We start from the raw sequence: 8,332 nt of genomic DNA on the forward strand, positions 1-8,332 counted from the left end.
CCGTGGGGCGCGCCGACCACGCGGCGGCGGCCACGGCGTGCGACTCGGCCTCCTTCGCCGCCTTGAACGCGGCCCACGCGCTCTGCCGCAGAGCGGTCGTGCGCCGCCCGCCCGCGGCGAAGGCGTCCGCCCCCTCGATGGCTTCGCGGGGGCGGGTGTCGGCGGGGAGTTCCTTCTCGAAGACCGCGAGGACCCGGCGGGCGCAATCGGCCGCGTAGCCCGTGATCTCCCGCAGTTCCTCTTCGCTCAGCTCGATTCGCTCTGTCTCGGTCGGCACGTGCTCATCCTGCCGCAGGCCGTGACGGCGTCGGCCGCGGGGTGTGTCCCTCAGCTCTCGCCGACCGTGAAGTGCCGTTCCTCGCGCGGGTTCTCCAGTTCGTCGAGGACCGCGACGGCGAGGTCTTCGGCCGAGATCCGGGACACCCCGTCGGCGTCGGTGACGAGGGTCGTGGTGCCGCGTCGGTACGTGCCGCTGCGGCGCCCGGGTTCGAGGACGGCGGGCGGGCTGAGGTAGACCCAGTCGGCCGCCGGGTGCGCGCGGCACACGTCCAGTTGCGCGGCGCTCGCGGCGGCGATGCTGCGCCACTCCTGCGGCACGTACTCCGGGCTGTCGAGGACGAGCCGGTCGGGGTCGCCCGGCGCCCGCAGGGGTGCGGAGCCGCCGACGACGAGGATGCGGGTGCCGGCCGTCGCCGCCGCGTCGAGTAGCGCCGTCGTGGTCGGTGCCGCCGTGTGTTCGTGCCCGGGGGCGGGGCGGGTCGCGGCCACGATCACGTCGGCGCCGCCGAACAGGGCGCTCATGTGGTCGGGGTCGTCGGCGTTGCCCTCGACGGCGGTCACGCCGGGCGGCAGGTCGTCCTTCGGTGCTTTTCGGAACACGGCTATGAGGTCATGGCCGCGGCTCGCGGCTTCGCTGATGACACGGGACCCGACCATGCCTGCGGCTCCTACTACGGCGATCTTCATCGGGGTGTTCCTTTCGACAGGGGTGCGGAAGCGGGAGTGGGTGTGGGTGCGGGAGTGGATGCTGACTCGAGTACGGGCGCGGACTCGCGTACGGATGCGGACTCGCGTGCGCGCCTCGTCGGCGGCAGCTGCCCCGCGACGATCGCCGCGAGCGAGAGCCCGAACCCCACGAGTTGCACCGGCCCCAGCGTCTGCCCGAGCACGGCGGCGCCGAGGACGGCGGCCACCAGCGGCGAAAGCAGGCCGAGCACCGCGACGGACGTGACGGGCAGGGTGGTGATGCCTCGGAACCACAGGACGAACGTGATCAGGCCACCGACCAGACCCAGCCAGAGGTAGCCGAGCACGGCGGACAGGTCGACCGCGGGCGGCGCCCCCTCGGCGAGGAAGGTCAGGGGCAGCAGGAACAGTCCCCCGGCGGCGAGTTGCCAGCCCGCGAACGCGGTGGGGCTGACCCCGGCGGGTCGCCCCCAGCGCTTGGTGAGCGTCACGCCGAGCGCCATGGTGGCCGCTCCGGCGAGGCCCGCCACCACGCCGACGGCGTCGAACCCGGCGTTCGGCCGGATGACGACCAGGCCGACGCCCACGGCACCGACCGCGCCCCAGACGAAGCGCCGGACGGAGGGGCTCTCGTGGAGGACCGTCACGGCAAGGACGGCGACCATGAGGGGCGACGCCGCGGCCAGGGTGGCGGCGACGCCTCCCGGCAGGCGTTCGGCGGCGACGAACAACAGCGGGAAGAAGAGGCCGATGTTCAGGACGCCGAGCACCGCGGCCTTCCCCCACCACGCCCCCCGCGGCAGCGTCCGGGTCACCGCGAGCGCGACGAGTCCGGCGGGCAGCGCGCGCAGCAGCCCCGCGAACAGGGGGTGCCCCTGCGGCAGCAGCTCGGTCGTCACGACGTAGGTCGTCCCCCACACGGCGGGAGCGAGCGCCGTCAGGGCGATGCGGGGCAGATTCCCTCGGAGAGCACCCGCACCGGTTCCGCCGGAACCCGTCGGTGCTGCTGGACTTGTCATACCCGTAGCCTCGCCCGACGCGATCAATGAGTCCAACACATGTTTGTCAGCTCATCGATCTCGATACAAGATAGATCGCCATGGAGCTCCAACAGATGCGGTACGTCGTCGCCGTCGCCGAGACGAACAGCTTCACCCGGGCCGCCGAGCGGTGCCTCGTCGTCCAGTCCGCCCTCAGTCATCAGATCGCGCGCCTGGAGAAGGAGTTGGGCGCACGGCTCTTCGAGCGCACCAGCCGCCGGGTGCGGCTGACCCCGGCGGGCGCGGCCTTCCTCCCGGCCGCCCGCCAGTGCCTGGACGCCGCCGAGCGAGCGGCGGCGGAGGTGGCCGCGGCGGTGGGTGAGGTACGCGGACGGCTCGCCGTGGGCCTGATCCCGACCGTGGCCGCGGTCGACGTTCCCGGCGCGCTGCGGGACTTCCGCAGCCAGTACCCGCAGGTGCGGATCAGCCTGCGCGTGGGCGCGAGCGACGACCTCATCGAGCAGGTCAGGGAGGGCGCCCTGGACGTGGCCTTCCTCGGCCTTCCGACGACGGCGCGGCCCCAGGGCGTCGCGGCCCACGAGCTCGCCCGCGACCGGCTCGTCGCCGTGGTCGCGCCGGACCATCCCCTCGCCGGTCAGGCGTCGGTCGGCCTGCGCAGGCTCGCCACCGAGGTCTTCGTGGACCTGCCCGCGGGCACGGCCGGGCGCCTCCAGTCCGACCAGGCCTTCTCAGCCGCCGGTCTCAGCCGGGACGTCGCCTTCGAGGTGACGGCCGCCGACTACATGACCCGCCTCGTCGCACCGGGCCTCGGCATCGCCATGCTCCCCTCCGCGTACGCGCCTCAGCTCACCGGCGTCACCACCGTCGAGGTCGCCGACGCACCGGCCCGCGTCGAGTACGTCATCTGGAGCCGCCACAGCCGCACACCGGCGGCGGCCGCCTTCCTCACCGTCCTCGACATCCCGACGGGGGACGCGCCCGCCTCGTGACGCGCCCCCGGCACGGGCGTCAGTCACCGCCGCCGGAGCCACCACCGCAGCCGAACCCGCCGCTCGACCCACCGCCCGAGCCCTCGCTGGAACCACCGCTGGAACCGCCCCCGTCGCCCTCGCCGCCACCCGAGTCCGTGTCACGGTCGACGGCGTTCCCCAGCCGGATCATGGCGCGACCGAGGCCCGAGGGCGCCGGGGCCGCGTCGATGATGCCCTGCCGCACAGGGCCGTCCGGCAGGACCGCGGCACCGCCGAAGACGTACGCGGGAAGCCTCCCGTCCCGCTCGGCCGCCGCAAGCCGCCGTCGGCCCGCGAGGGTCGAGCGGCCGCGCGCTCCGGCCACAAGCCCCTCGTCGGCCAGCCGCAGGACGAGGGCGTCGATCTCCGGCGAGCGCGTCAGGATGGCCCGCAGCCGGGTGATGCCCCTGCTCCCTTCGGGCGGGCACGCCGCGAGCAGGGCCCGCTCGACCGGGTGCGCGGGCGGCGGCGCGCCCTGGCGGCCGCGTTCGTCCGCGCCCACCGCCCGTACCCGCGACGCCCGCACCACCACGAGCCCGCGCTCCGCCAGCGCGATCACCGCGCTGTCCACCACCCTCGGCACCCCACCGGCCAGACAGGCCACGTCGTAGACGTCCAGCGCCGGTGGCTCCCCCACCGCTGAGGACCGCCGGAATCGCATCCACATGCCAACCACCCCCTGGAACACCGCACTTGACGGCAGTGTCGCCGCGTCGCGAAGACCGCAACCCCCGGGCCCGGCGCTTCAGAGGAACACTTGAGCTTCCCGCCCCGGCGACCGGGCGACCCGCGCACCACCGGGCAGACCCGTCCCAAAAGCCTGTTGACTCCCCAGGGGACTCAGGCGGAAAGTACCGCTGACCGGCTTGTCATGTTCTTGTCCACACCCCTCCGACAAGAGGTGAGCCTTGTTCCTCCGCCGCCGCACACCCATACGACGCGCTAGAACGACGCACCCCCGAGCCCGCCGCGCGGGCCTCCTGGCCGCGCTCCTGGCCCTCGTCCTCTCCCCGCTCGCCGCCGTCCCCGCGCAGGCGAACCCCGAGCCGTCCGGCAGCCGCCCGCTCGTCCGGCCGATCGACCCGCAGCGCTGGCAGAACCCCGACGACATGACCTGGTCCGACTACCGGTCCGTCCCCGGCACCGACTGGGCGAACCCCGAACTGGAGCCGACGAAGCGGACCTTCAAGGGCGCCCTGGTCCTTCTCGACTACCCCGACGAGGAGTTCACGGTCAGCAAACCGGCGGGATCGAGCCTGTTCGGCAATCCGCAGCCCAGCGCCTCGAACGTGCCGCGCAGCCAACTGCCGTCGTTCTACCGTGACTTCCTCAACAAGCCGGGCGCGCTGAACCGCGGCCACACCATCAACGAGTACTGGATGGAGGACTCCGGCGGCCGCATCGGCGTCGACCTGACGTCCTTCGGCGTCTACCGCATGCCGCACAAGTCGTTCCAGTACGGCATCGAGCCCCAGATGAACCCGGGCGCCTGCCCGACCGGCTTCAGCTGCGGCAAGGACATCCGCGCCGACGGCAAGGCGGCGTGGGTCGCCGACGCGGGCGAGGCCGAGACCGCGAAGTACGACTTCATCTTCTATCTCACGGCCGGGCAGGACGAGTCGTCCGTCTGGCAGGAGTTCGGGCAGATGAAGTTCGCGTCGCCGCAGGACGTACCGGCGAAGTGGGGGCCGCCCGCGCCCATCAGCACCGGGGGCAACGCCGCCAACACCCGCTATGTGCCGTGGACTTCGTGGGCGGCCGCCGCCCGCATCTGGCCGAACGCCTCCGGCGGCTCCTCCACCCAGGCCGAGAGCTCCGGCATGGCCGTGTACGCCCATGAGCTGAGCCACATCCTCGGCATCGCCGACAACTACAACAATCCCTACGGCACACCGATGCGCCGCGCCTACACCGGCATCTGGAGCATGCTGTCGCGCGGCTCCTTCAACGGCCCCGGCGGTCCGCACACCCGCTGGCAGATCCCGGCCGCCAACGGCGCGTCCATGGGCTCCCAGCACATCCTGCGCGACAAGCTGAAGCTCGGAATCGTCGACGAGAAGAACGTGCTGCGTCTCGACCGCGACGCGCTCAAGGACTCCGGCACGGTCGTCGCCCGCGTCACCGCGCGCTCCGCGCCGCCCGGCGACAAGGGGCTCAGCGGCGTCAACATCGCCATGAACCGCGATCTGTCACCGTCCTGCGATCCCGCCACCAACCCCCTGTGCGACGGCGGCGGTTACGACAACTACACCGTCGAGGTCGTCGACCGCATGGGCATGGACTCCTTCACGCCCGACAACGGCGTCCTGCTCAGCAAGACCAAGAACCAGGACCGCGCTCCGTTCGCCTGGGTCGTCGACTCCCACCCCGAAGACATCGACATGGTCGACTTCAAGCGCCCCGACGGCAGCCCGCAGAAGATCACGATGGGCGACTACCGGCAGCTCAGCGACGCGCTCCTGCACGCCGGGGCCGACTCGGGCAGCGAGTACGAGTACGTCGACCGCGCCAACCGCCTGCACTTCTACGTCCTGGACCTGCACCGCACCCGCGCCGGTGTGCTCTCGTACACCGTCGCCGTGAAGTCCCTGGACGGCGCGGGCCCGCAGCGCCGCGGCGCCGACCTGAGCCGCGGCCACGCCAAGGGCGACCCCGGCCGCCGGGCGGTGTGCTCCTTCGACCTGGACAACACGGGGCGCACGAAGCCGCCGAGGTCGGGACACCCCGAGAACCCCGAGATCATGGACAAGTACCTGACCTCCGACGTCTACCGACTAAGCGCCACGTCCTCCGCCCGCGGCTGGTCGGCCTGGCTGCCCAACCGTCTCGCCACCGCGAAGGCGGGTGACTCCGTCGAGGTCGACGTCGCCGTCAAGGCGAGGCCGGGCGCCGAGCGGCACAACCGCGTCACGCTCACCGCCCGGTCGGAGAGCGACCCGGGCAAGACCGCGACGGCTGTCTGCAAGCTCAGGAAGTAGCGGCGGGGGCGGTCGGCCACCGGCGTGGCCGACCGCCCTCGGCGTGCGCGTGGCCGTCGTCACCCCCCGGAAGCGGCTCCTGCGCCGCCCGTTCCTCCTAGGCTTACGCCTGGAAAGGTGGGAATGATGGACATACCAAACGTTGTCGGAGACTGGCAGGAGTATCAGTCGGAGGAGTGGGCCGGGCTGCGCGTCCGGGTGCACCACCTCCGCAGGGCCACACCGCAGCGCGGGCGCGACGACGACGCCAAGGGCCTGACGTACGTCGCGTTCGACGTCACCCTCGACAACCGCGGCTCCACCTACTTCACCATCGACCTCCACGACCATCCGCGCCACTACGACGTCCGCGTGGGCAGGGACGGACACGGCGCGTTCGTCGACGAGTTCGGCGGCGCCGTGATCCGCGACTTCAATCTGTATCCCCAGCGCCGCGTCACGGCCACGCTGTACGCCGCCGCGCCCGCCGCCAAGCTCAAGCAGCTGGACATCCAGATCAGTCCGGCGGTCGACGACGAGCCCGCGTTCGGCTACGTGTGGTCCGGAGGCCTCGGCGTCCACGAGGCCTCCACACGCACCGGCGGACGCGCGTCGTCGGCCAGGACCGGAGTCGCCAGCGAGGTGGAGCGGTTCCTCCAGGACAGCTCGGGCGACTGAGCCGGGCGGGCTGCCGTCAGTTGGTGATGGTCACGCAGGGCAGGCCCACGCTCGACCCGCCGCGGAAGCCCTCAGCGCAGAGCCGGGTGCCCGCCGGGAAGTGGCGCTGGGGGTAGGCCTGGTCGCGGTACGTCCTGAACTTGGCCACGTCCTCCACCTTGGTGTTGGCGGACCAGCCGTTGGTCGTCCACACGCGCGCGGAGATGCGGTTCGGCTGGTTGGTGTTGGTGACCGACACCTCGACCCGGCCGAGGTAGGTGCCCGAGTCGTAGGTCTCGATGCAGACGGAGTGGTTGCACCACTTGCCGTCGGCCACGGCCGAGGGCCCCGCGACGATGACGCAGCCGAGCGCGGCGACCACGGCCGCCACCCCGGCGGCGACCTTCTTGGTGAGCTTGTACATGTGAGCACTCCTTCGAGCGTGTCCCTCATGGCCCCGCGACGAGGCACCGGGAGCTGACGATTCGGGTCCCTCTGAACGGGCCCGTCCCGATGTCACCGGACGGGGACGGCCCAGGCGGACCAACGCGGGGCAAGATCATGAGTTACGCCGGTGTCCCTCTCCGGAGCGTTCACCGCGGCAACTCCCACCGGCCGCGGGGGCGCCCGGTTCAGCGGTGCTCGACCAGCCACTCCAGGGCGGCCGCGCCGGAATCGAGGACGGAGATGTGCCCGTCGGCGGGACGGAGCCGCAGCTCCGCCGAGGGGCAGTGGCGGGCGAGCCACCGACCGTGGGCACTGGGGACGACGCGGTCCCTGCCGCCGTGCAGGATCAGGACGGGGGCGGTGATCCGGGTGGGGTCGCAGCCCCAGGGGGCCACGTACGCGAGGTCGTCGTCGATCAGTCCGCCGGGGCCGGACTCGACGGCGGGGCCGACGACGTCGCCGAACCAGGACCACTCGGCGCCGAGGGCCGCGTGGTCGACCGGGTCGAACATCTCCGGGTCGTATGCCGCGGTCGCCTCGAACGCCTCCTTCTCGGCGCGCCCCGCGGCAGCCGCTCGCAGGGACGCCGTACCGGAGTCCGACATTCCGGCGAACCAGTCGAGGCCCTCCGCGTCGTACGGCGCGAGACCCGCCGCGCTCACCGCGCACCGCACCCGCTCGGGCAGCAGCGCGGCGCACGCGAGGGCGAAGGAACCGCCTCCGGAGTGCCCCATGACCGCGAACCGGTCGATGCCGAGCGCGTCGGCGACGGCGACGGCGTCGGCCGCCGCGGTCGCCAGGCTCCGGCCCGGGTCGGGGCTCGACCCGCCGTATCCCGGCCGGTCGTACGACACCCAGCGGATGCCGAGCCGGGACGCCGCCGGGAAGAGCGGCGCGGGCGGGGCGCCGATGTTGGGGGTGCCGTGGTGCCAGAGGACGGTGAGCCGGGGGTCACCAGCGCCCGCCCCGGTGCCGGATCCGGCGCCGTAGCCGCTGTCGTGCCCGGCGTCGCCCCCGGTGTCGTAGACGTGCAGCCGACGTCCGTCGCTCAGTCGCAGGTCGGTCTCCGTCACGTCCACGCTGTCGCTCCCGCCCCGTTGGTCACCACCGCACCGACATTGTGCACCGCGGGGGGCGTGCGGGACCGTCCGGCCCCGCCGCCGAGGGGGCGAGGCGGTCCCGGGAACGCGGCGGAGGCCGCTGGTCCGAGTTGGTACGCGCTAACCGTTAGATAATGATGAGGTTAAGGGGCAACCCCCCCCCACCAAAGGCCGGCATTGTGGAAAGAACCCCC

At 72.7% G+C, this 8,332-nt stretch carries 9 protein-coding genes; 3 read left to right on the plus strand and 6 right to left on the minus strand.

What is annotated here, in order from left to right:
* The 3 genes from ACFVHO_RS37720 to ACFVHO_RS37730 all read right to left on the minus strand — a co-directional run.
* The coding region (locus ACFVHO_RS37720; protein ID WP_385724989.1) for a putative immunity protein at positions 1-277 on the minus strand (277 nt) is incomplete at its 3' end.
* A 50-nt stretch (positions 278-327) separates the two neighbouring features.
* On the minus strand, positions 328-966 hold the full coding sequence (locus ACFVHO_RS37725; protein ID WP_385724991.1) for an NAD(P)-dependent oxidoreductase: 639 nt from the start codon (positions 964-966) through the stop codon (positions 328-330).
* On the minus strand, positions 963-1,985 hold the full coding sequence (locus tag ACFVHO_RS37730; protein WP_385724992.1) for an EamA family transporter: 1,023 nt from the start codon (positions 1,983-1,985) through the stop codon (positions 963-965). The genes ACFVHO_RS37725 and ACFVHO_RS37730 overlap by 4 nt, the downstream gene beginning before the upstream one ends.
* Positions 1,986-2,065: 80 nt before the next feature.
* On the opposite strand from ACFVHO_RS37730, the gene ACFVHO_RS37735 reads away from it, so the two are divergent.
* Entirely contained in the window at positions 2,066-2,956 is an 891-nt protein-coding gene (locus ACFVHO_RS37735) for a LysR family transcriptional regulator (RefSeq protein WP_385724994.1), read from the plus strand.
* A gap of 19 nt (positions 2,957-2,975) precedes the next feature.
* On the opposite strand, the gene ACFVHO_RS37740 is transcribed toward ACFVHO_RS37735, so the two are convergent.
* Positions 2,976-3,644 (minus strand): TIGR04222 domain-containing membrane protein, encoded by a 669-nt coding sequence (locus tag ACFVHO_RS37740; RefSeq protein ID WP_385724996.1) that lies wholly within the window; start codon positions 3,642-3,644, stop codon positions 2,976-2,978.
* Between the two features lie 241 nt (positions 3,645-3,885).
* Here ACFVHO_RS37740 and ACFVHO_RS37745 point away from each other — a divergent pair, with 241 nt between their 5' ends.
* Both ACFVHO_RS37745 and ACFVHO_RS37750 read left to right on the plus strand, forming a co-directional pair.
* Entirely contained in the window at positions 3,886-5,955 is a 2,070-nt protein-coding gene (locus ACFVHO_RS37745) for a M6 family metalloprotease domain-containing protein (protein WP_385724998.1), read from the plus strand.
* Between the two features lie 126 nt (positions 5,956-6,081).
* Positions 6,082-6,612 (plus strand): hypothetical protein, encoded by a 531-nt coding sequence (locus tag ACFVHO_RS37750; protein WP_385724999.1) that lies wholly within the window; start codon positions 6,082-6,084, stop codon positions 6,610-6,612.
* Positions 6,613-6,628: 16 nt separating this feature from the next.
* Here the strand turns inward: ACFVHO_RS37750 and ACFVHO_RS37755 are convergent, their stop codons facing one another.
* Entirely contained in the window at positions 6,629-7,015 is a 387-nt protein-coding gene (locus ACFVHO_RS37755) for a hypothetical protein (protein WP_385725001.1), read from the minus strand.
* Positions 7,016-7,223: 208 nt separating this feature from the next.
* Positions 7,224-8,117 (minus strand): alpha/beta fold hydrolase, encoded by an 894-nt coding sequence (locus ACFVHO_RS37760; protein WP_385725003.1) that lies wholly within the window; start codon positions 8,115-8,117, stop codon positions 7,224-7,226.
* Between the last annotated feature and the right edge of the window lie 215 nt (positions 8,118-8,332).

Source organism: Streptomyces sp. NPDC127108, assembly GCF_042677545.1.
In the GTDB taxonomy this organism is placed as follows: domain Bacteria; phylum Actinomycetota; class Actinomycetes; order Streptomycetales; family Streptomycetaceae; genus Streptomyces.